The organism is Microbacterium kyungheense (assembly GCF_006783905.1).
GTDB lineage: Bacteria > Actinomycetota > Actinomycetes > Actinomycetales > Microbacteriaceae > Microbacterium > Microbacterium kyungheense.
Map to the genome: position 1 here is coordinate 55,483 of NZ_VFPE01000007.1, position 19,374 is coordinate 74,856.

At 73.5% G+C, this 19,374-nt stretch carries 21 protein-coding genes; 7 read left to right on the forward strand and 14 right to left on the reverse strand.

What is annotated here, in order from left to right; translation table 11 throughout:
* The first annotated feature begins 10 nt into the window (after positions 1 to 10).
* Complete coding sequence (locus FB391_RS17565; RefSeq protein WP_141896392.1) at positions 11 to 952, forward strand: capsular polysaccharide synthesis protein; 942 nt, start codon at positions 11 to 13, stop codon at positions 950 to 952.
* On the opposite strand, the gene FB391_RS17570 is transcribed toward FB391_RS17565, so the two are convergent.
* From FB391_RS17570 to FB391_RS17595, 6 genes are all read right to left on the reverse strand, one after another.
* Positions 942 to 2,507, reverse strand: a complete 1,566-nt coding sequence (locus FB391_RS17570; RefSeq protein WP_141896393.1) for an SDR family oxidoreductase — start codon at positions 2,505 to 2,507, stop codon at positions 942 to 944. The two genes, FB391_RS17565 and FB391_RS17570, sit on opposite strands and share 11 nt — an antisense overlap.
* Before the next feature lie 47 nt (positions 2,508 to 2,554).
* Positions 2,555 to 3,166: a GNAT family N-acetyltransferase gene (locus FB391_RS17575; RefSeq protein ID WP_141896394.1), complete on the reverse strand. Its 612-nt coding sequence runs from the start codon at positions 3,164 to 3,166 to the stop codon at positions 2,555 to 2,557.
* Positions 3,167 to 3,243: 77 nt separating this feature from the next.
* A complete protein-coding gene (locus FB391_RS17580; protein ID WP_141896395.1) occupies positions 3,244 to 4,323 on the reverse strand; it encodes a sulfate/molybdate ABC transporter ATP-binding protein in 1,080 nt (359 codons plus the stop codon).
* Entirely contained in the window at positions 4,320 to 5,138 is an 819-nt protein-coding gene (locus tag FB391_RS17585) for an ABC transporter permease (RefSeq protein WP_141896396.1), read from the reverse strand. Before FB391_RS17585 ends, FB391_RS17580 begins: the two co-directional genes overlap by 4 nt.
* On the reverse strand, positions 5,135 to 5,944 hold the full coding sequence (gene modA / locus FB391_RS17590; protein WP_141896397.1) for a molybdate ABC transporter substrate-binding protein: 810 nt from the start codon (positions 5,942 to 5,944) through the stop codon (positions 5,135 to 5,137). Before modA ends, FB391_RS17585 begins: the two co-directional genes overlap by 4 nt.
* Before the next feature lies 1 nt (position 5,945).
* On the reverse strand, positions 5,946 to 6,338 hold the full coding sequence (locus tag FB391_RS17595) for a TOBE domain-containing protein (RefSeq protein WP_141896398.1): 393 nt from the start codon (positions 6,336 to 6,338) through the stop codon (positions 5,946 to 5,948).
* A gap of 159 nt (positions 6,339 to 6,497) precedes the next feature.
* Between FB391_RS17595 and FB391_RS17600 the strand changes: the two genes are divergently transcribed.
* Genes FB391_RS17600 through FB391_RS17625 form a run of 6 tightly spaced genes read left to right on the forward strand, consistent with a single transcriptional unit; the run spans position 6,498 to position 10,515 of the window.
* Positions 6,498 to 7,643, forward strand: a complete 1,146-nt coding sequence (locus tag FB391_RS17600; RefSeq protein ID WP_141896399.1) for a HesA/MoeB/ThiF family protein — start codon at positions 6,498 to 6,500, stop codon at positions 7,641 to 7,643.
* Positions 7,640 to 8,881 carry a molybdopterin molybdotransferase MoeA gene (locus FB391_RS17605; RefSeq protein WP_141896400.1) on the forward strand — a complete coding sequence of 414 codons (1,242 nt, stop codon included), beginning with the start codon at positions 7,640 to 7,642 and terminating at the stop codon, positions 8,879 to 8,881. The genes FB391_RS17600 and FB391_RS17605 overlap by 4 nt, the downstream gene beginning before the upstream one ends.
* Positions 8,878 to 9,387 (forward strand): cyclic pyranopterin monophosphate synthase MoaC, encoded by a 510-nt coding sequence (gene moaC, locus FB391_RS17610; RefSeq protein ID WP_141896401.1) that lies wholly within the window; start codon positions 8,878 to 8,880, stop codon positions 9,385 to 9,387. Before FB391_RS17605 ends, moaC begins: the two co-directional genes overlap by 4 nt.
* Positions 9,384 to 10,016: a molybdenum cofactor guanylyltransferase gene (mobA, locus tag FB391_RS17615; RefSeq protein ID WP_246093599.1), complete on the forward strand. Its 633-nt coding sequence runs from the start codon at positions 9,384 to 9,386 to the stop codon at positions 10,014 to 10,016. The genes moaC and mobA overlap by 4 nt, the downstream gene beginning before the upstream one ends.
* The gene (locus tag FB391_RS17620) at positions 10,013 to 10,282 is read left to right on the forward strand and encodes a DUF6457 domain-containing protein (RefSeq protein WP_141896402.1); all 270 of its coding nucleotides are present in this window, start codon (positions 10,013 to 10,015) and stop codon (positions 10,280 to 10,282) included. The genes mobA and FB391_RS17620 overlap by 4 nt, the downstream gene beginning before the upstream one ends.
* Positions 10,282 to 10,515 (forward strand): MoaD/ThiS family protein, encoded by a 234-nt coding sequence (locus tag FB391_RS17625; protein WP_141896403.1) that lies wholly within the window; start codon positions 10,282 to 10,284, stop codon positions 10,513 to 10,515. The genes FB391_RS17620 and FB391_RS17625 overlap by 1 nt, the downstream gene beginning before the upstream one ends.
* Before the next feature lie 13 nt (positions 10,516 to 10,528).
* Here FB391_RS17625 and FB391_RS17630 read toward each other — a convergent pair whose 3' ends face one another.
* From FB391_RS17630 to FB391_RS17665, 8 genes are all read right to left on the reverse strand, one after another.
* On the reverse strand, positions 10,529 to 10,972 hold the full coding sequence (locus tag FB391_RS17630; RefSeq protein WP_141896404.1) for a molybdenum cofactor biosynthesis protein MoaE: 444 nt from the start codon (positions 10,970 to 10,972) through the stop codon (positions 10,529 to 10,531).
* Complete coding sequence (locus FB391_RS17635) at positions 10,972 to 11,451, reverse strand: MogA/MoaB family molybdenum cofactor biosynthesis protein (RefSeq protein WP_141896405.1); 480 nt, start codon at positions 11,449 to 11,451, stop codon at positions 10,972 to 10,974. The genes FB391_RS17630 and FB391_RS17635 overlap by 1 nt, the downstream gene beginning before the upstream one ends.
* Positions 11,452 to 11,500: 49 nt before the next feature.
* Complete coding sequence (locus tag FB391_RS17640) at positions 11,501 to 12,721, reverse strand: MFS transporter (RefSeq protein WP_141896406.1); 1,221 nt, start codon at positions 12,719 to 12,721, stop codon at positions 11,501 to 11,503.
* Positions 12,722 to 12,813: 92 nt separating this feature from the next.
* On the reverse strand, positions 12,814 to 15,186 hold the full coding sequence (locus FB391_RS17645; protein ID WP_141896407.1) for an FdhF/YdeP family oxidoreductase: 2,373 nt from the start codon (positions 15,184 to 15,186) through the stop codon (positions 12,814 to 12,816).
* 44 nt (positions 15,187 to 15,230) lie between these two features.
* The gene (gene lepB, locus FB391_RS17650; protein ID WP_141896408.1) at positions 15,231 to 15,815 is read right to left on the reverse strand and encodes a signal peptidase I; all 585 of its coding nucleotides are present in this window, start codon (positions 15,813 to 15,815) and stop codon (positions 15,231 to 15,233) included.
* Positions 15,812 to 16,507 carry a DUF305 domain-containing protein gene (locus FB391_RS17655; protein WP_141896409.1) on the reverse strand — a complete coding sequence of 232 codons (696 nt, stop codon included), beginning with the start codon at positions 16,505 to 16,507 and terminating at the stop codon, positions 15,812 to 15,814. The genes lepB and FB391_RS17655 overlap by 4 nt, the downstream gene beginning before the upstream one ends.
* 97 nt (positions 16,508 to 16,604) lie before the next feature.
* Positions 16,605 to 18,479 (reverse strand): copper amine oxidase, encoded by a 1,875-nt coding sequence (locus tag FB391_RS17660; RefSeq protein WP_185843156.1) that lies wholly within the window; start codon positions 18,477 to 18,479, stop codon positions 16,605 to 16,607.
* Positions 18,480 to 18,496: 17 nt separating this feature from the next.
* The gene (locus FB391_RS17665; protein WP_141896411.1) at positions 18,497 to 19,342 is read right to left on the reverse strand and encodes a hypothetical protein; all 846 of its coding nucleotides are present in this window, start codon (positions 19,340 to 19,342) and stop codon (positions 18,497 to 18,499) included.
* Positions 19,343 to 19,374: the final 32 nt, after the last annotated feature.

Genomic DNA, 19,374 nt, shown 5'->3' on the forward strand with positions numbered 1-19,374 from the left:
GGCTCGGACCGTGAGCGACGGCATCCGCAATCCGTTCGAGGGCATCGAGGCGCAGCTGCGACGAGCCGACCGTTTCCGTGACAGCGTCGACCCCGTCGCGGCCGTGGCCGCGTACCGCACGTTCACCGACTTCGTGCGGCCCCGCCTGCCCGAGCTCCGCGCGGCGGCGGGGCTCCCGGCGGATTCCGGCACGCGAGACGACGGCAGGACGATCGCGGCACGGGACGGCGCCCGTGCCGACCCCGCCGACCTGCGCCTGTACACGTTCTGGAACGCCCCGCTCGACAGCGCGCCCCCGCTCGTGCAGGCCTGCGTCGGTGAGCTCCAGAGGCTGCACGCCGATCTGCCCACCACGCTCACGGTGCTGGACGGCGCGTCCGCCCGCGAGCTGGTGGAGATCCCGGATGCCGTCGCCCGGGCCCTCGAGCAGGGCCACCCCGCGCACTTCTCGGACTTCGTGCGCGTCAGCGTGCTCGACGAGCTCGGCGGCATCTGGGTCGACGCGACCTGCTGGGCGCCCGCACCGCTGCCGGCGGCGGTCGCCCCGCTCCTCACGGCAGGCGCGCTCTACCCGCGGTGGACGCGTCGGCAGATCGGCAACTGGTTCATCGCCGCGGTGGCCGGCACGCCCCTCATCCGCCTGCAGCGGCTGACGCTGCAGGCGTGGTGGGAGTCCGGCGGCGGCATCCCGGACTACTTCCTCTATCACCGCATCTTCGAGGTGCTGTACGACCTCGTGCCCGAGTTCCACGGGCAGTGGCTGGCCGCGCCGACGCTGTCGGCCGGTGCCAGCCACCTGCTGCAGCTCGGCATGATGCAGCCCTGGGACCCCGAGGCGATGCGCTTCGTCGCCGGCGCCTCGATCGTGCAGAAGCTGAGCTACAAGTACGACACGGTGCCGGCGGGCTCGGTGCTCGAGCGCCTGGTGTCGGGCCGGCTCCTCACGGCGTGAGCGGCGGCGACCCGTCCGCCCCGGTCGCCGACTCGGCCACCGCGGTGATGCGCCGGGCCATGCCGGCGAAGATGAAGCCGTGGAAGGGCAGCACCGCGAGCCAGTACAGGCGTCCTGCCAGTCCACGCGGGAAGAACACGGCACGCTGGTCGTAGCGCGACCCGCCGCGCTCGGCGTCGGTCCCGGCCCGCAGCTCGAGCCAGGCGAGACCGGGCACCTTCATCTCGGCCCGCAGGCGCAGCATGCGACCGGGTTCCAAGGCCTCCACGCGCCAGAAGTCGAGCGCATCGCCGACGGCGAGGCGGCCGCGGCTGCGGCGTCCGCGGGCCAGCCCGATGCCGCCGACCAGCCGGTCCATCCAGCCCCGGACGGCCCACAGCAGTGGCGAGGAGTACCATCCGTTCTCTCCGCCGATGCCCTCGATCACCCGCCACAGCGCCGCGGGCGTGGCCGAGGTGTGAGCGGAGCGCGCGTCGGTGAAGACGACCCGACCGGCCCAATCCGGGTCGCTCGGCAGCGGATCGCTCGGCGCTCCGAGCACCGGCGCGTCCTGCCAGCTGGTCTCGATCTCGTCGGCGTCGACGCGACGCAGCGCCAGGCGCACCGCCGTGCGGTACGGCAGCAGCCCACCCTCGGGCGGTGGGATGAGCGCGTCCACGTCATGCTCCTTCACGACGCACTCGTTCTGCAAGGACTCCACCAGCGGTCGCGCGAGCGAGCGCGGGATGGGCGTCACGAGGTTCACCCAGTGCGAGGCGAGCCGCGGGGTGAGCACGGGAAGCGCGGCGATGGGGCGTTGCCGCAGGCCCGCCTCGACGGCGTAGCCGTTCATCATCTGGCCGTAGCGCAGCACGTCGGGACCGCCGATGTCGACGGCCCGGTTCACCCCGGCGGGCACGCGCGCGGCGCCGAGGAGGTAGTGGAGCACATCCCGCACGGCGATGGGCTGGATGCGGTTGCGCACCCACTTCGGCGCCGGCATGTAGGGCAGCACCTCGGTGAGGTGACGCACCATCTCGAACGACGCGGAGCCTGACCCGATGACGACACCGGCCTGCAGGACGAGGGTGGGCACCCCGCTGTCGAGCAGCGTGCGGCCGACCTCGGCGCGCGACCGCAGGTGCGGCGACAGGCGGACGCCCTCGGGATGCAGTCCGCCCAGGTACACGATGCGTCCCACCGCCGCGGCCGCCGCTGCGTCGGCCACGGTCCGCGCAGCCAGGGCGTCCGCGTCGCGGAAGCCTGTGCCGCCCGACATCGAGTGGACGAGGTAGTAGAGGACGTCGACGTCCTGCACGGCCTGTCCCACCGGCGCGCGGTCGGTGGCATCGCCTGTGACGACCTCGACGCTGCCGCCCCACGGGAAGGCCGCGACGCGCGCCGGGTCGCGCACCAGCACGCGGACGACGTAGCCGGCCGTCAGCAGTCGCGGCACGAGGCGCCCGCCGATGTAGCCCGTCGCTCCCAGCACGAGTGCGCGCGGCGCGCTGCCGTCCGGGTGCGGCCGGGCGGCCAGCGCCGGTTCTCGTCCCGTCGGTGCCGAGACATCGTCCATAGGGGAAGACTACGGCGGGGACCCGACGCCCGCGGGCGCGGACGGCGTCAGAGGCGCTTGGCGAAGACCGCGGTGCCCTCGGGCGACGGCAGCGGTTCGAAGCCCACCCGGGGGTAGAACGCGACGGCACCGGTGTTCTCGGCGGCGGCGACGAGGTGCAGACCCGGGACGCCGGCGTCGCGCAGCGCCTGCTCGAGCGTCTCGATGAGGCGACGGCCGAGCCCCTGCCCCTGCGTCTCGGGCAGGAGGTCGATGTGGAGGTGTGCCGGGTAGTCGTCGCCGAACGGCTGCGACCCGCCGTGCCGTGCGTAGGCGTAGCGCACGATCCCGTCCTGTCGCGAGGCTCCCACCGGCAGCGGGTCTCCCTCGGGCCGGGGCCACCGCTCCTGGAACCGCGGCCACCACTCGTGCGCGAACCAGTCCTCGAACGCCGCCGAGTCGGGGGTGCCGACGACGTACCCGACGACACGGCCGTCGTCCGTCTCGACCACGAACGCGAACTCGGGGTGCCGGGCGACGTAGGGCAGCACGAAGATCTCGCCCCACAGGTCGTCGTCGTCCAGCAGGCCCGTGGCGTCGACCCCGGCGTCGGCGGTCAGAAGGCAGATGTCGGAGAGCGCCGGCTCGTCGCCGGGGCGGAAGGGACGGATGCGGGTCACCCCGCGAGTCTAGGGCCGGGTCCTCCGCCGGGGCGCCGGCATCCCTTCGGGTGTCGCGCCCCGCGAACAGGCACCGCTCACACGGCGAGGAAGCGCACGTCGGCGGGATCGACGGCGAGGGCGAGTGTCGTGCCCGGCTCGAGGCCGGCGGCGCGGCTCGCGGGCAGATCGACGGCCACATCGGGGTCGGAGGTGCGCACGCGCACACCGGCCGGGGTTTGCTCCAGGCGCACGACCCGCGCCTCCCACTCCCCCGGGCCGCCCGGCGGGCGGTCGAGGATGCGCACGTCGCCGGGCCGGAACACCGCCGCCGCCTCGCCGGCGGCATGGGGAGGGGATGCCGCCAGCGCGAGTCCTCCGGCGCGCCAGCGTGCGGCATCCACCCGTCCGACGACACGGTTCAGTCCCGCGACCGCCGCCGCGAAGCGCGTCGCCGGAGAGGCGAGGACGTCGCGCACCGGGCCGGACTGCGTGACCCGTCCGTCTTCGAGCACGACGAGGCGCGTGGCGAGCGCGACCGCGTCGACGGCGTCGTGGGTCGCGACGATCGCGGTCGTCCGGGTCTGGGCGAGCTGCCGGTGCAGCAGCGCCCGCACGTCGCCGGCCGTCTCGGTGTCGAGCGAGGTGAGGGGCTCGTCGAGGAGGATCGCCGCGGGCGCGGTCGCGAGCGCACGCGCGAGCGCGACCCGCTGCTGCTGGCCTCCCGACAGCTGCGCCGGCCGGCGCCCGCCGTGATGGTCGAGGCCGACGCGTCGCAGCCATTCGGCGGCTCCCGCCGCGGCGGCCGCCTTCGCGGCGCCGCGCACGCGCAGTCCGAACGCGACGTTCTCGACGGCCGTCAGGTGCGGGAACAGCCGCGGGTCCTGGCCGAGCAGCACGATGCCGCGGGCCGACGGGGGCGTGCGTCGACGCGGGTCGACGTCGAGCTCGCGACCGCGCAGCACCACGGATCCCTCGTCGAACTGTGTGAGCCCGGCGAGCACACCGAGCAGCGTCGACTTGCCGGCGCCGCTGGGCCCCATGAGCGCCACGACTTCGCCCGCCGGCACGTCCAGTGCCGCGTCCAGCGCGAACCCGCCGCGCCGCACCACGACGCGCGCGCCGAGCCCGCCCGCGGTGCCCGGCGTGACGGCATCCTGCTCGGCCGCTCGGTTCATCGCGGCGTCTCCACCCGCCACGCGCGCACCAGCAGCAACACGCCGACCGCAGTCACGAGCAGCAGCAGCGACAGCGCGACCGCGGTGCCCTGCGAGACCCCGGCGCCGTTGAACGCGGTGTAGATCGCGAGCGGCATGGTCTGCGTGATGCCGGGCGCGTTCCCGGCGAACAGCGCGGTCGCCCCGAACTCGCCGATCGCCCGCGCGAAGCACAGCACGACACCGGCGACGAGCCCGGGGGCGGCCAGCGGCAGCGTCACGCGCCCCAGGATGGTCCACCGGCCGGCGCCCAAGCCCGCCGCGGCCTGCTCGTAGCCCGTGCCGGTGGCGCGCAGCGAGCCCTCCAGCGCCAGAACGAGGAACGGCAGCGCGACGAAGGTCTGCGCCAGCACGACCGCCGTCGTCGTGAACGGGATGCGGATGCCCCACTCGGCGAGCGCGCCTCCGAGCCAGCTCGTCCGGCCGAACAGGAACAGCATCGCGACGCCGCCGACCATGGGCGGCAGCACCAGCGGCACCGTCACGAGCGCCCGCAGCGCCCCTGCCGTCCGGTCGCCGCTGCGGGCGATGAACAGCGCGAGCGGCACCCCGAGCACGACGCAGACGGCCGTCGCGATCGCCCCGGTCAGCAACGACAGGCCGAGGGCCGACAGCGCCTGCGCCGACGTGACGTCGTTCCACAGCGTCGACCACTCCACTCGCAGCACGAGGGCGCCGAGGGGCAGGATCAGCAGCGCGAGGCCGACCACCGCCGGCACGATGAGGACGCGGGGCACGAAACCCGTGCGCTCGGTGGGCGAGAAGACGCCGGTCACGGCATCCCGAAGCCGAACGACGCGAGCACCTTCCGACCCTCCTCGCCGAGCACGAAGGCCGCGAACGCGTCAGCGGCGTGGGCATTCTCCGAGCCGGTGAGCGCGACGATCGGGTAGAGGTTGACGACCGCGTCGGCCCCGTCGACGTCGACGGTGTCGACCTCGTCGGTCGTGGCGGCGTCGGTCGCGTAGACGAGGCCGGCATCGGCCTCGCCGGCGGCGACCTTGGTGAGCACCGCCGTCACGTTCTGCTCGTAGCTGTCAACGCTCGCGGTGACGCCCGCGTTCGACAGGAGGGTGGTGGATGCCGCACCGCACGGCACCTCGGCGGCGCAGAGCACCACGGTCAGGTCGGGGTTCGCGAGGTCCTCGAGCCCGGTCACGTCGCCCGGGTCGCCCGCGGGGACCACGAGCACGAGCGTGTTGCTCGCGAACAGCTCGGGCCCGCTCGCCAGGCCCGCGTCGACGACCTTCTGCATGTTCTTCTCGTCAGCCGAGGCGAAGACGTCGGCGGGGGCGCCCTCGATGATCTGGGTCGCCAGCGTCGACGATCCGTCGTACGTGATCGGCTGCACGTCGAGCGAGGGATGCTGCGCCTCGAAGCCGGCCGCGAGCTCGTCGAACGCGCCCTTGAGAGACGCCGCCGCGTACACCGTCAGCTCCCCGGTGAGCTCAGGACCGGCGTCCGTCGTCGAGGTGGTGGTGGCGGTCGGGGCCTGATCGCCGGCGGCGGTCGCGCACCCTGTCAGACCGAGGGCGAGCGCGGCGAGGACGACGGCGGTGCGGGAGAACGTGGAACGGCGCACGTCAGCCTTTCGGAGTCTCGACGATGACGGTGGTGGCCTTGACCACGGCGACCGCGAGCGAGCCGGGCTCGAGGCCGAGCTCGCGCACCGCCTCGGACGACATGAGCGACACCACACGGTGCGGCCCTGCCTGGATGTCCACCTGCGCCATGACGCCGTCGGCCTGCACGCGGGTGACGAGCCCGACGAACCGGTTGCGCGCGCTGGAGAGGACGTCAGCGGGGTCGCCCGGCGTCCTGGCCAGTTCGACCGCGTGGGCGGCGAGGGCCTCACCCGGGATCTCGACGGGCGAGGCGCCGGTCGTCGGCAGGCTGCCGGCATCCACCCAGCGGCGCACCGTGTCGTCGCTCACGCCGAGCAGCCGCGCGGCCTCGGCGATCTTGTAACTCGTCACGGCCACAACCTATCACCGCAAATTCGGGCATACGGGCTCGTTTTCTCCGCATGCGCGCTTCATGCGCCGATCCCCGGGCTCGACGCCGGCGGGCGTCCGCGCGTCTTCGGGTTGCGCAGCGCAGGGCTCCCACGGCGTGGGCGCGACTAGCCTGTGGGCATGGCCTTTCCTCCGCTCGTGGAACCGGTCGCCGCGCTGAGCGACGCCGAACAGACGCGCACGGCCCGGCACCGCGTGCTGGCGGGTTTCGGCGACGAGGCCCAGCGCCGTCTGGCCGCCGCGCACATCGCGGTGGTCGGTGCGGGCGGACTCGGTTCGCCGGTCGTGCTGGCGCTGGCGGCGGCCGGAATCGGCACCCTCACCGTGATCGATGACGACCGGGTCGAGGCATCCAATCTGCAGCGTCAGGTGATGCATCGCGTCGCCGACGTCGGCGCACCCAAGGTCGACTCGGCCGTGCGCATCGCCGCAGAGCTGTCACCCACGACCGTCGTGCGCCCGCTGCAGGCCATGCTCACTCCCGGCACCGCCCGCGAGCTGCTCGCCGGCGCCGACGTCGTGATCGACGGCACCGACACGTTCCCGACGCGCGCGGCCGTCGCCGCGGCATGCGAAGAGCTCGGCGTCCCCCTGGTGTGGGGCGTCGTGCAGGAGTTCCACGCGCAGGCGACGGTGTTCTGGTCGGCGCCGCCCGCCGGCACCGCCCCGTTGCGGCTCGCGGATCTGTACCCGCCGGATGCCGCCGCCGATGCGCCCTCGTGCGCTCAGGTCGGCGTGCTCGGCGCCCTGTGCCTGCAGGTCGGGTCGCTGCTGGCGACCGAGGCGATCAAACTCGTGACGGGTGTCGGCGAGCCGCTGTACGGACGCGTGCTCGTCATCGACGCGCTGCGCGGACGCGCCGACGAGGTGCCGCTGCGCCCGGCTGCGATGCCGGCGGCGGGCGCGGCGGCGATTGCGGCCGAGACGGGCCGCGGCGCCGCGGACCCGGTGCCCCAGCTCAGCCCCGACCAGGCGCTGGCGGCGCAGCGCGACGGTGCGCTGCTGCTCGACGTGCGCGAGCCCGCCGAGACGGCGCACGGCGTGGTCCCCGGGTCGGTCCTGGTGCCCCTCGGCGACGTGCTCGCCGACCCTGCGCGCATCGCGGCCACGCACGTCGTGGTCGTGTGCCAGGTGGGCATGCGCGCGCAGCGCGCGGCCCGGGCGCTGCGCGACGCAGGGGTCGAGGCATCCGTCCTCGCGGGTGGCATCGACGCGTGGACGCGCGCGACGGTCCCGGCATACGGTGCGCTGAGCGAGTCGAAGTGAGCGGGCTGCGCACCGTCGAGGAGCACCTGGCAGACGTCCTCGCGGCGGCCTCGCCGCTCCCTCCGGAGCAGGTCGCGCTCGGCGACGCGTACGGCCGCACCCTGCGCGAAGCAGTTCGTGCCGCCGTCGACATCCCGGTGTTCGACAACTCCGCGATGGACGGGTTCGCGGTGCGCTTCGCGGACGTGGATGCCGCCACCGCGACGGACCCCGCCGTGCTGCGGGTGGTCGCCGACCTCCCCGCCGGCACCGCGGCCGACCCTGCGCTGGCCGAGGGCGAAGCCGCCCGCATCATGACCGGTGCGCCGGTGCCCACGGCCGCCGATGCGATCGTGCCGTTCGAAGACACGGCGGGCGGCCTCGCGGATTCGCTCGGCGAGGTGCGCGTGCTGCGCGCTCCGCATGGCGTCGGCGCCCACGTCCGCCGCGCCGGCGAGGATGCCCGCCGTGGCGCCGAGGTGCTGCCCGCCGGCGTGCTGCTCGGCCCGCTGCAGGCCGCCGCGGCCGCGGCCGCGGGCGTCGCCGAGGTCGTCGTGGCGCGGCGTCCGCGGGTCGCCGTGATCTCCACGGGCACCGAGCTCGTCGCGCCCGGACAGCCGCTGCGCCGGGGGCAGATCCCGGAGTCCAACAGCGTCCTGCTGGCGGGGCTCGCCGGCGAGGCCGGGGCCGTGGTCGTGCGGCGTGACAGCGTGCCCGACGACCCCGGGCGGCTCGACGCGCTGCTCGCCGAGGTCACCGACCCGGACGGCGACGGCGCCGATGTCGTGGTGTTCTCGGGCGGCGTCAGCGCCGGCGCCTATGAGGTCGTCAAGTCGGCGCTGACCGGGACGATGTCGTTCACGAAGCTCGCCATGCAGCCGGGCAAGCCGCAGGGGTTCGGACGGCTGCCCTCGGGAGCGCTGCTGTTCGGACTGCCGGGCAATCCGGTGAGCGCCGCGGTGTCGTTCGAGGTGTTCGTGCGTCCGGCGCTGCTGCGACTGCAGGATCGCACCGCGCCCGACCGGCGCGTGCTGTCGCTGCCGGCCGCCGCGGCGTGGCGCACACCGCCCGGCCGCCGGCAGTACCTCCCCGCGACGATCGACCGCACCGATCCGCGCGCGTGGCGGGTGCGCCCCGCGACCTCGGGGGGCTCGCACCTCGCGGGCGGCCTCGGCCGTGCCGAGGCGTACGCCGTCGTGCCGGCAGAGGTGGATGCCGTCGCCGCGGGCGATCTCGTCGATGTCATGCTGATCTCATGACGACCGACGAGCAGGACGCCGAGCCCCCGTTCACGCACCTCGACGCCGCCGGCCACGCACGGATGGTCGACGTGACGCTCAAGCAGCCGACGGTCCGCTCAGCCACGGCGCGCGGGTTCGTGCGATGCGCCCCGCACGTGGTCGCCGCCCTGCGCGGCGGCGCCGTTCCGAAGGGCGACGTGCTCGCGGTGGCGAGGATCGCGGGCATCCAGGCCGCCAAGCGCACCCCCGAGCTGCTGCCGCTCGCGCACGTCATCGGCGTGCACGGCGCGGTCGTCGACCTCACCATCGGCGACGACGGGGTGGCGGTCGAGGCCACCGTGCGCACCGCGGACCGCACCGGCGTCGAGATGGAGGCGCTCACCGCGGTCTCGGTGGCAGCCCTCGCCGTGGTCGACATGGTGAAGGGGCTCGACAAGGGCACCTCGATCGAGGACGTCCGGATCGTCGCGAAGACCGGGGGCAAGAGCGGCGACTGGGCACGCCCGGGCGAAGCGCAGCCGTGACGCCGCGGCTCGGGGCGATCCTCCTCGCCGGCGGCCGCGCGAGCCGCGTCGACGGCGCCGCGAAGCCCCTGTTCGACGTCGGCGGGCGCACGCTCCTCGCCGCGGCGACGCAGGCCGCCCTGGACGCCGCCGCGCACCCCGTGACGGTCGTCGCACCGCTGCTCGATGAGACCCTCCCGGTCACGTGGGTGCGCGAAGACCCGCCGTTCTCAGGCCCCGCCGCGGCGACGGTCGCGGCGCTCGCGTCGTGGCCGGTCGCGGACGACCCGGAGTGGACGCTTCTGCTGGCCTGCGATCTGCCGGACGCCGGCGCCGCTGTGCGGCGACTGGTCGAGGACGCCGTGCTCCTGCCCGCCGATGCCGACGGGCTGTGCCTGGGCGACGCGTCGAGTCGTCCGCAGTGGCTGATCGGCCTGTACCGCACGCGCGCCCTGCGGGCGGCGGCATCCGCTCTTGTGCGCAGCGGAGCGGATGCGTCGATGCGGGCGCTGCTGGACGATCTCGCGATCACCGTCGTCTCGGTGCCCGGCGACCTCACCCGCGACGTCGACACGTGGCAGGATCTGGAACAGGCCCGCGCCCGCGCGGCCGCAGCCGCGCATCGCCCGGACCCTGAGGAGCCGTCATGAACGAGCAGTCCCGCAGCCTCCCGCCCGAGGCTCTCGACGACTGGGCCGCCGCGCTGCGCGAGCGGCTCGGGCTGTCGCCGGACGACGTCCCGGTCGCGGCCGTGCTCGACCTCACGAAGATCGTGGCGAACAACGTCGCCCGTCCCGCCGCCCCGCTCGGAGCCTTCGCCGCGGGCCTCGCCGCCGGCCGCGCCGGCATCGACCCTGCGCAGGTCATCGCCGCGCTGCGCGAGGTGGCCGATCTCGCCGAGGGGTGGGAGCAGTAGTGGCCGTCGTCCGTTACTTCGCGGCTGCGCAGGAGGCCACCGGCCTCGACACCGAACGCCGCCCCGAGACCACGCTCGGGGCGCTGCGCGCGGCGGTCTCGTCCGACCACCCCGGCCTCGGGGGCATCCTCCCCCGGTGCGCCGTCCTGGTCGGCGGCTCACGCGTCGCCGACGACACCCCGCTCGGCGCCGACGACCTCGTCGACGTGCTGCCGCCGTTCGCCGGCGGCTGAGCACCCGCGGTCGTCAGCCGCCGAGGCCGAGCCACGTGGCGGTGCCGTCGGATTCGACCTGACGCTTCCACACCGGCAGACCGGTCTTGATGGTCTCGATGAGCGTGCGGCACACCGCGAACGCCTCGGCCCGGTGCGCGGAGGCCACCGCGATCACGACCGCCGCGTCGCCGACGGAGAGCGTGCCGACGCGATGCGAGACGGCGACGAGCGCTCCCGTGTCTGCGGCGGCGTCCGTGGCGAGCTGCACGAGCGTCGCCTCGGCGTCGGGATGCGCGGAGTACTCCAGGGCGACCACGTCTGCCGCGGCATCCGGGTCGTGATCGCGCACACGGCCCACGAACGTCGTGACGGCGCCCATGCGAGGATCGTCGACCGCGCGCAGGTGCGCGTCGAGGTCGAGCGGCTCCGCGCTGATCGCCGCGAGCCGCACCGTTCCCGTGCCCGTGCCCGGCATCAGTGGTCTCCTCCGCCGAGCTGGTCGACCACATGGCGCGCGACCGACAGCACCACCGGCATCCCCGACGCCACACCGGCCGGCGAACCCGGCAGGTTCACGACGAGCACGCCGTGCGGATCGACGACGCCGGCGATCCCGCGGGTCAGCATTCCCGCCGGCTTCTCGGCGGCGCCGCGACGGCGCAGCTCCTCGGCGATGCCGGGGACCTCGCGGGTCACGACACGCGCCGTGCCCTCGGGCGTCTGGTCACGCGGGGCGACCCCGGTTCCGCCCGTCGTGATGACGAGCTGCACCCCGGCGACGACCAGCGCGGTCAGCGCGCGCTCGACGCTGTCGGCGCCGTCGGGGACGATGACCGCGTCGTCGCATGAGAAGCCCGCCTCGCGCAGCGCGGCGACGGCGACGGGTCCGCTGGCGTCCTCGCGGGCGCCGTGGGCCGCGCGGTCCGAGACGGTCACGACGGCGGCTCGGGTCATATGCCCAGCCTAGACAGGATCGGATGCCGCCGCCCCGCCGCGTGCGGGCTCAGGCCTTCTTGGGGCGGGCGTCGCGGAGCATGCCGGCGACGACGAGCGCGCCGGCGGCCACGAGGATCAGCAGCCACAGTCCGAGCGCGTACGAGTTCGTCTCGGGGTTGTAGGTGGCCCCCATCACCAGCGGCGGGAAGTAGCCGCCGAGGCCGCCGGCGGCGGCGACCACTCCGGTGACCGCTCCCGCCTTGTCGGGCGGCGTCGACGGCCCCACCCACGCGAACACGGCGCCCATGCCGAGCCCCATCGCCGCCGCCATCAGCAGGAACGTGACCCCGGTGAGCACACCTTCGGGCGGCTGCTGCCCCACGATGTACGCGGCGGCCACGATGCCGGCCAGCGAGATGAGCGAGATGACCTTGGGGCCGAACCTGTCGGCCAGCACGCCGCCGATCGGCCGGGCGACGACGGCGGCCGCCGCGAACAGGGCCGTCCGCGTGCCGGCGCCGACGGCATCCACCTCACCGGGGTAGATGGTGGTGAGGTACTTCGGCAGGAACGTCGAGAACGCCACGAAACCGCCGAACACGATCGCGTACAGGAACGACATCTCCCACGTGATCGGGAGCTTCAGCGCACCGATGACCTTCGGCACGAGCGGCTGGCGGCTGGCCGTCCACGCCGGCGAGTCGCGCATCAGCAGCCACACCAGGACCGCCATCCCGACCATGATCCCCGCGATGAGGAAGTGGGTCGCCAGGTAGCCGATCGCCAGCGCCAGCCGCGGCGTGAAGAAGGCCGACACCGCCGTGCCGATCATGCCCATGCCGAACACGCCGGTCGCGAACCCGCGGCGGGCGGGCGTGAACCACGCGCTCGAGAACGGGATGCCGGCGGCGAAGATCGTCCCGGGGATGCCGAGCAGGAAGGCCGCGAACAGCAGCAGCGGAAAGCTGGCGATCCACCCGGCGAGCGCGACGAGCAGCACCGCGGGCACGCCTGCCAGCAGCACCAGGGTGAAGACGCGACGGCCGCCGAAGCGGTCGGTGAGCGCGCCGACCGGGACGCGGCCGAGCGCGCCCACCAGCACCGGCATCGCCAGCATCACAGAGATCTGCCCCTGGTCGAGGTCCATCTCGTCGGCATAGACCGCCTGCAGCGGCGAGATCGACATCCACGCCCAGAATCCGACGGTCGACGCGAGCGTGGCGAGGATCACCTGCCACAGTCCGCCTCGCAGTGAGGGCCCGGCCGCGTCGTCGACAGTCGTGCTCATGAGGGTCTCCCGTCGTCTGGCACGAACGTATCGGCGGGACTGCGGGGCGCGCAACGGTCCTCGCCGCGCACCGGACGGGCGAAAGGATGCCCCTACCGGGTGTTCTCGGTGCGCTCCAGGCGCACCACCACGGACTTCGAGGTCGGCGTGCCCGACACATCGGCGACCGAGTCCAGCGGCACGAGCACGTTGGTCTCGGGATAGTACGCGGCGGCGTTCCCCCGCGGCGTCGAGTAGGCGACCACGCGGAACGCGGGGGCGCGGCGCTCCTCGACGGATCCGTCAGCACGCGTCCACTCCGACACCAGGTCGACGATCTCGCCCTCGGCGAAGCCCAGCGCCGCGATGTCGAGCGTGTTCACGAGCACGACGCGACGGCCGCCGTGGATGCCCCGGTAGCGGTCATCCTTGCCGTAGATCGTGGTGTTGTACTGATCGTGCGAGCGGAGGGTCTGCAGCAGCAGGCGGCCCGGCGGGATCACCGGGTACTCCAGCGGGTTGACGGTGAACCGCGCGCGCCCGTCCGCGGTCGCGAAGCTGCGGGAGTCCCGCGGTCCGTTCGGCAGGTGCAGGGTGCGCCCCTTGTCGATGCGCTGCTCGTAGTCGTCGAACCCGGGGACCACGCGCTCGATGTGCGCGCGGATGCGCGCATAGTCCGCCTCGAGCGCGGCCCAATCGGCATGCGGGGAGTTGCCGGCGTGCGGCACCTGCTCGGCCGGCTCTCCGAAGACGAGAGCGCACAGGCGCGAGACGATCGCCACCTCGCTCAGCAGCTCCTCCGACGGCGGGGCGAGCCGGCCGCGCGAGGCGTGGACGGCGCCCATCGAGTCCTCCACGGTGACGCGCTGCTCGCGTGCCGACCCGTCGGCTCCCGTGCGGCGGTCGCGGTCGGTCCGGCCGAGCGTCGGCAGGATGAGTGCCCGGCTCCCGGTGACGACGTGCGAACGGTTGAGCTTGGTCGACACCTGGACCGTGAGTCTGACGTTCGCCATACCCGCCTCGACCACCGCAGTGTCGGGGGTGGCCGACACGAAGTTGCCGCCCATGCCGACGAACACCCGCACCCGTCCGTCGCGCATGGCGCGGATGGCCTCGACGGTGTCGAAGCCGTGCGCGCGGGGAGCGGTGAACGCGAACTCGCGGTCCAGTGCCGAGAGGAACGCCTCGGACGGCTTCTCGTAGATGCCGACGGTGCGGTCGCCCTGCACGTTGGAGTGGCCGCGCACCGGGCACACGCCGGCGCCGGGGCGCCCGATGTCGCCGCGCAGCAGCAGGACGTTGACGACGTCGCGCAGCGTCGCGACGGAGTGCTTGTGCTGCGTGAGTCCCATCGCCCAGCACACGATCGTCGCCTTCGAGGTGCGCACCGCCTCGCCCACCCGCCGCAGCCCGTCTTCCGCGATGCCGGTCGCCGCGACGAGGTCGGACCACGAGACCTCGCCGATGGCGGCGCGGTAGGCCTCGAAGCCGCTGGTATGAGCGGCGATGAAGTCGTGGTCGAGCACCGGCTCCTCGATCGCCGAGCCTCTCGAGGCGGCCTCGGCCTCGAGCAGGTGCTTGCCGATCGCCTGGAACAGCGCCTGATCGCCGCCGAGGCGGATCTGCACGAAGCCGTCGGCGAGCGGCGTGCCGCCGAGCACGACGCCGCGCACGGTCTGCGGGTTCTCGAAGCGCAGCAGCCCTGCCTCGGGCAGCGGGTTCACCGCGATGATCGTCGCCCCGCGCTGCTTGGCCTTCTCGAGCGCCGACAGCATGCGGGGATGGTTGGTGCCCGGGTTCTGGCCCGCGACGATGAGCAGGTCGGCCTCGTGGATGTCGTCGATCGACACGGTGCCCTTGCCGATGCCGATCGTCTCTGTGAGCGCCGAGCCCGACGATTCATGGCACATGTTCGAGCAGTCGGGCAGGTTGTTGGTCCCGAGTCCCCGCACGAGCAGCTGGTAGAGGAACGCCGCCTCGTTCGAGGTGCGGCCCGACGTGTAGAACACCGCCTCGTTCGGGTCGTCGAGGGCGCGCAGCTCGTCCGCGACGAGCGCGAGCGCGTCGTCCCACGAGATCGGGCGGTAGTGCGTCGCCCCCTCCTCGCGCAGCATCGGGTGCGTGAGGCGCCCCTGCTGCCCCAGCCACCAGTCGTCGTGCGCGCGCAGCTCGTCGAGCGAGTGGGCCGCGAAGAAGTCGGGGCCGACGCGGCGCAGCGTCGCCTCCTCGGCGACGGCCTTGGCGCCGTTCTCGCAGAACTCGGCGATGTGCCGCTTGTCCTCCTCGGGCCACGCGCACCCGGGACAGTCGAACCCGTCCTTCTGGTTGACGCGCAGCAGCGTCTGCACCGACCGTGCGACGCCCATCTGCTCGTTCGCGATCTGCAGCGCGTGCAGCACGGCCGGCACGCCCACCGCGACCCGCGGGGGGCGCGTCACATGCACGCGGGATTCGTCGATGTCGGCTGCCGGGGGCTTCGTCGCCATACCGAAAGGCTAACCGCGCCGTGCGGGATGCGGGCGGTCACGCCTCAGCCGCTCCACCACAGCCGCGCGGTCCCCCTGAGGTCCGCCAGCGGCACGGCGCCGTGACTCGGCTGCGACAGCGAGAGCCGGGAATCGGCAGACGCGGCGCGGTTGTCGCCCATGACCCAGACGGTGCCGTCGGGCACCTGGACGCGGAACGGGATGTCGCCGCCCGGGCGCCTGTCGCCCGCGTAGGCCTCGTCGGTCGGCGCGCCGTTGACGAGGATCCGCCCGCCGCCCGCCTCGCAGCACACCACGACGTCGCCGGCGACGCCGACGACGCGTTTCACAAGGATCGATCCGGGCGTGCCCGACCATCCTTCGCGGTCGACGAGCAGCACGATGTCGCCGCGTGAGGGCGTGCTCCAGCGGTCGAACACGACGTGGTCGCCGGCGCGGAGGGTCGGCGTCATGGAGTCGTTGCGCACGGTCGCGACGCCGAAGGCGGCAAGGGCGACGGCCGCCACGACGGCGGGGATCACCACGGCCGCCGCGGCGGCGAGGACGCGCCGTCTGCGCTGCCCCGACGGGCGCGCCGGTGCGTCGTCGCCCGTGCCCTCCGGCAGCGTCGCCAGGGCCGCGGCGATCACGGCGTCTCGGCCAGCAGCGCCGTCATCGCCGTGATCTCGCGCTCCTGCTCGACGAGCACGTGCTTTCCGGAGCTGCGCACGTACGCGTTGGAGCCGCCGCGCACCGCCGCCTCGGCCATCTCGAGCGCGCCTTCGTGGTGCGCGATCATCAGCTCGAGGAACATGCGGTCGGCTGCGGAGCCCTCGGCAGCATCCAGGGCGGCGAGCTGGGCAGCGCTGGCCATCCCCTTCATCTGCGTGTGCGGATGGTCACCGCAGGTGGGAGGCTCCGCGGATGCCGGGACGGCGTCACCACCGTGGCCGCCCGCGTGCGCGCCGTGGCCGGTGGCGCCCGCGGTCGCGGCCGGGACCGCCTGTCGCCAGGCATCCTGCCACGCGCGCATCGTCTCGATCTCGGCGGTCTGGTCGGCGACGATGAACTCTGCCAGCGCCCGGGTGCGCTCGCGGACACCCGAGGCGTCGAGCAGCAGGCCGCTGAGCTCCACTGCCTGCTCATGATGCGGGATCATGCCCTCGATGTAGCAGTGGTCCTCGGCCGTCGGGAAGGCCGTCCCCGCGGCATCCATCCGCACGCCCGACGCCTGAGGCTGCGACGGCGGGGGCGTCGTCAGGCCGAGCACGACCACCGTCATGCCGAGAGCCGCGGTCGAGAGGGCGAGCACGACGCCGAGTGCGGCGATGCGACTGCGCATGGGATTCCCTTCGGAGAGGATGCCGCGATCCGCGCGGTCCGGTGCCTGATGCGAGCGGGCAAGGGGCGACGCGCTGGTGCGCGCCGCCCCCGGACGGTCAGGCGTGTGCCGTGACACTCCGCTGACGCCGCAGGTACCACGAGGTACCCGCGAGGCCGGCTCCGGCGATGAGGAGCACGAGCCCCGACATCGCCCAGCGGTTGGCGTCCGTCCCCGTCGAGGCGAGAGCCCCGAGGATCGCGGCCGGCGAGGCGGAGGCCACCGTGAAGGTGCCCTGCGCGACCGCCGCCGACGTCTGCCCCGTCAGCACGAGCGTGTGCTCACCGGCAGGCGTTCCCGACGGCACGAGGAACTGCACGTCGACGCTGCCCTCGGAGTCCGCGACGAAGGTGCCGACGTCGACGGGATCGGAGTGCATCACGGCGCTCACGGTCTCGCCCGGCGCGAAGCCGCCCGCCGACGCCGCCAGCGATGCACCGGGAGCGACCTCGGACTGGCCGAACGTCACCGCCGCGGTGGGCGCGTTGCCGTTGCCGTTGCCGTTCCCGTTCCCGTTGCCGTTGCCGTTCCCGTTGCCGTTCCCGGGCGTCGTCGGCGTCGCCGTCGGGGTCGGCTCCCCCGTCGGCTCGGTGGTCGGCGCGGGCGACGCGGTGGGCGTCGGGGTGATGTTCGGGTTCGGCACCCCGCGCATGTCACCGTTGACCCACTTGCGGCCCTCGGGGATGTTGGGGTTCTGCGCGGCGAAGTCACGCGGATACAGCGTGAAGCCCTGCCAGTGGATCGGCATGGGACTCTGGTCCTCGTCGCGGTTGATGTGGTGGAACCCGACGTTCACCCACGCCACCGGGTCGTCGAGCGTCTCGCCGTCCGCGATGTAGTCGGTGACCATCTGACCCGCCTTGGACGGGATGAGGTTGTGGCTGGCGTGGATCTCGTCCGACTTCGCCGACGTGAACGCGATGTCGAAGTCGGTCTCGGGGTTGAGGTTGTACGCCTGGTCACGCGGGACGATGATCTCGTACGAACGCGCGTGGCCGTCCGCGTTGAGACTGTCGGGGTTCACCACCCGGTACGCCTCGCGGTTGGACCCCAGGGTCTTGGTCTCGGTGCTCACCTGGGTCAGCTGCGTCTCCAGGATCGCGGTGTGGCCGGTGTCGCCGGTCGTGCCGTAGTCGCCGGTGGGGGTGGTGGCGAACTTCTCGACCACCTGCTTCGCCCCCGAGTCGATGCCGAAGTCCACCCGCCAGAACGCCGAGTGATAGTGGTTGACCGCGAAGTCCTCCTGGCCCGGCGCGATCGGCCAGCCCTGGTTCACGACGTTGACGTAGTCGTTGGGCGAGAGGTCGCCCGTGGCGCCCAGGCGCACCGAGATCTCGCCGTCGTCGTGGAAGCGGTACTCGGTCTGGTACTCGTACCAGCCGATGCGCGACACGGTGTGCAGCACGAGGTCGGTGCCCTGCGCGGCGTAGAGCGCGTCGTTCGAGATGTTCGAGCGGTACGCGAGGCCCGAGTTCTCCTCGCCGATGCAGACGGCCGGGATGTCGCCGCGCGTGGCGTCGACCCAGGCGCTGCGCACCTCGCCGACGGGGCAGTCGACGGCGGCGATCGCCTGCAGGCGTCGGCCGCCCACCTGATAGGTCGTGACGTCGTTGTACTCCGTGGCACCGGTGTCGTACGGCACGTTGAGCTGCGCCAGGGCGATCGAGTCGAGCACCAGGATGGGCGCGGCGTCGTCGCGCGGCTGGTAGGCCACCTTGTCGAGCACGAGGCCGCGGTAGGTGTCCAGGCGCCAGCACATCTGCCAGCTCGAGCCGGCTTCGAGCGTCTTCGAGACGAGCGAGTCGCCGGAACAGGATGCCTCGGTGACGGTCTGCGCCGAGGCGGCCACGGGTGCGGACAGCACGAGGCCGCCGGCGAGCAGCGCCATCGCGGTGCCCGCCCCGAGGAGCCGGCGGAGGGAGGTTCGTTTCATCGGGAGTGTCTCCGTGATCATGAGATGGACAGGACGGCACGCGTCGACAGGTTGACGACGTAGGTGCTGGTGGTGAGGAAGGCGCCGCCGTCGACCTGTGCGAGCAGCTGCACGCAGCGATCGACGCCGCACGATTCGGCGCCGAAGGATCCGGCATCCGTCGTGAAGGAATGGGCGGTCAGAAGGACCTCGGCGGAGGCCGGTGTCAGGACGGAGCCGCCGGCGAGCGCGGCGAACTCGTCGACGACGGGCTGCGCCGCCTCGGAGTCCAGCAGCAGCTCCCACGCCAGCGACGTCTCGGCGTCGGTCGGGGCGGGCTGCGTGCCCGACGCCCGCTCGACGGCCTCGACGGACCCGGTCGTGACGTCGACGATCATGCTGACCGTCTCGTTCGTGGCGTAGTCGTAGTAGAGCGACAGCAGCCGGCGGTGTCCGTCGGCGTAGGCCTGGGGGTCGGCGACGTCGGTCGAGAGGAACTGCAGGCCGGGCTGGCCGAACACGTCCTTGCCCGCGGCGAAGACGGCGTCCTGCGCGCCGACGAAGCGCACGTACTCGACTTCGGCTCCGGTCAGTCCGTCGTACGCGGCGGCGACGGTGGCGGGCTTGGGGATGTCCGCCGCCTTCTCGGGCGCGTCCTCGTCACTGCTGTCGGCGGCGATGGGCGTGGACGCCGTCGTCTCGGGCGACGAGGTCGCCTGGACGGCGGTCTGCGTCGCGAACACGAGCGCGACGACGGCCGCCGCGGCGGCGACCGCCGAGCCGATGCCGAGAGCGCGAGGGCTGAGCAGGCGTGCCCCTCTGGAGGGATGCCGCGGCGAAGGAGGCGGCGGGTCCCCCTGCGGCGTGAGCTGTTGTTCGGTCACGGAAGTCCTTTCGCTGACGAGGACGCGGCTCG

Coding starts and splice junctions, on each gene's coding strand:
- FB391_RS17620 (WP_141896402.1), top strand. CDS start 10,013: ATGAACGAGCAGTCCCGCAGCCTCCCGCCCGAGGCTCTCGACGACTGG.
- FB391_RS17655 (WP_141896409.1), bottom strand. CDS start 16,507: ATGCGCAGTCGCATCGCCGCACTCGGCGTCGTGCTCGCCCTCTCGACC.
- FB391_RS17570 (WP_141896393.1), bottom strand. CDS start 2,507: ATGGACGATGTCTCGGCACCGACGGGACGAGAACCGGCGCTGGCCGCC.
- FB391_RS17630 (WP_141896404.1), bottom strand. CDS start 10,972: ATGCCGGGCACGGGCACGGGAACGGTGCGGCTCGCGGCGATCAGCGCG.
- FB391_RS17635 (WP_141896405.1), bottom strand. CDS start 11,451: ATGACCCGAGCCGCCGTCGTGACCGTCTCGGACCGCGCGGCCCACGGC.
- moaC (WP_141896401.1), top strand. CDS start 8,878: ATGACGACCGACGAGCAGGACGCCGAGCCCCCGTTCACGCACCTCGAC.
- FB391_RS17600 (WP_141896399.1), top strand. CDS start 6,498: ATGGCCTTTCCTCCGCTCGTGGAACCGGTCGCCGCGCTGAGCGACGCC.
- FB391_RS17580 (WP_141896395.1), bottom strand. CDS start 4,323: ATGAACCGAGCGGCCGAGCAGGATGCCGTCACGCCGGGCACCGCGGGC.
- FB391_RS17645 (WP_141896407.1), bottom strand. CDS start 15,186: ATGGCGACGAAGCCCCCGGCAGCCGACATCGACGAATCCCGCGTGCAT.
- FB391_RS17660 (WP_185843156.1), bottom strand. CDS start 18,479: ATGAAACGAACCTCCCTCCGCCGGCTCCTCGGGGCGGGCACCGCGATG.
- FB391_RS17640 (WP_141896406.1), bottom strand. CDS start 12,721: ATGAGCACGACTGTCGACGACGCGGCCGGGCCCTCACTGCGAGGCGGA.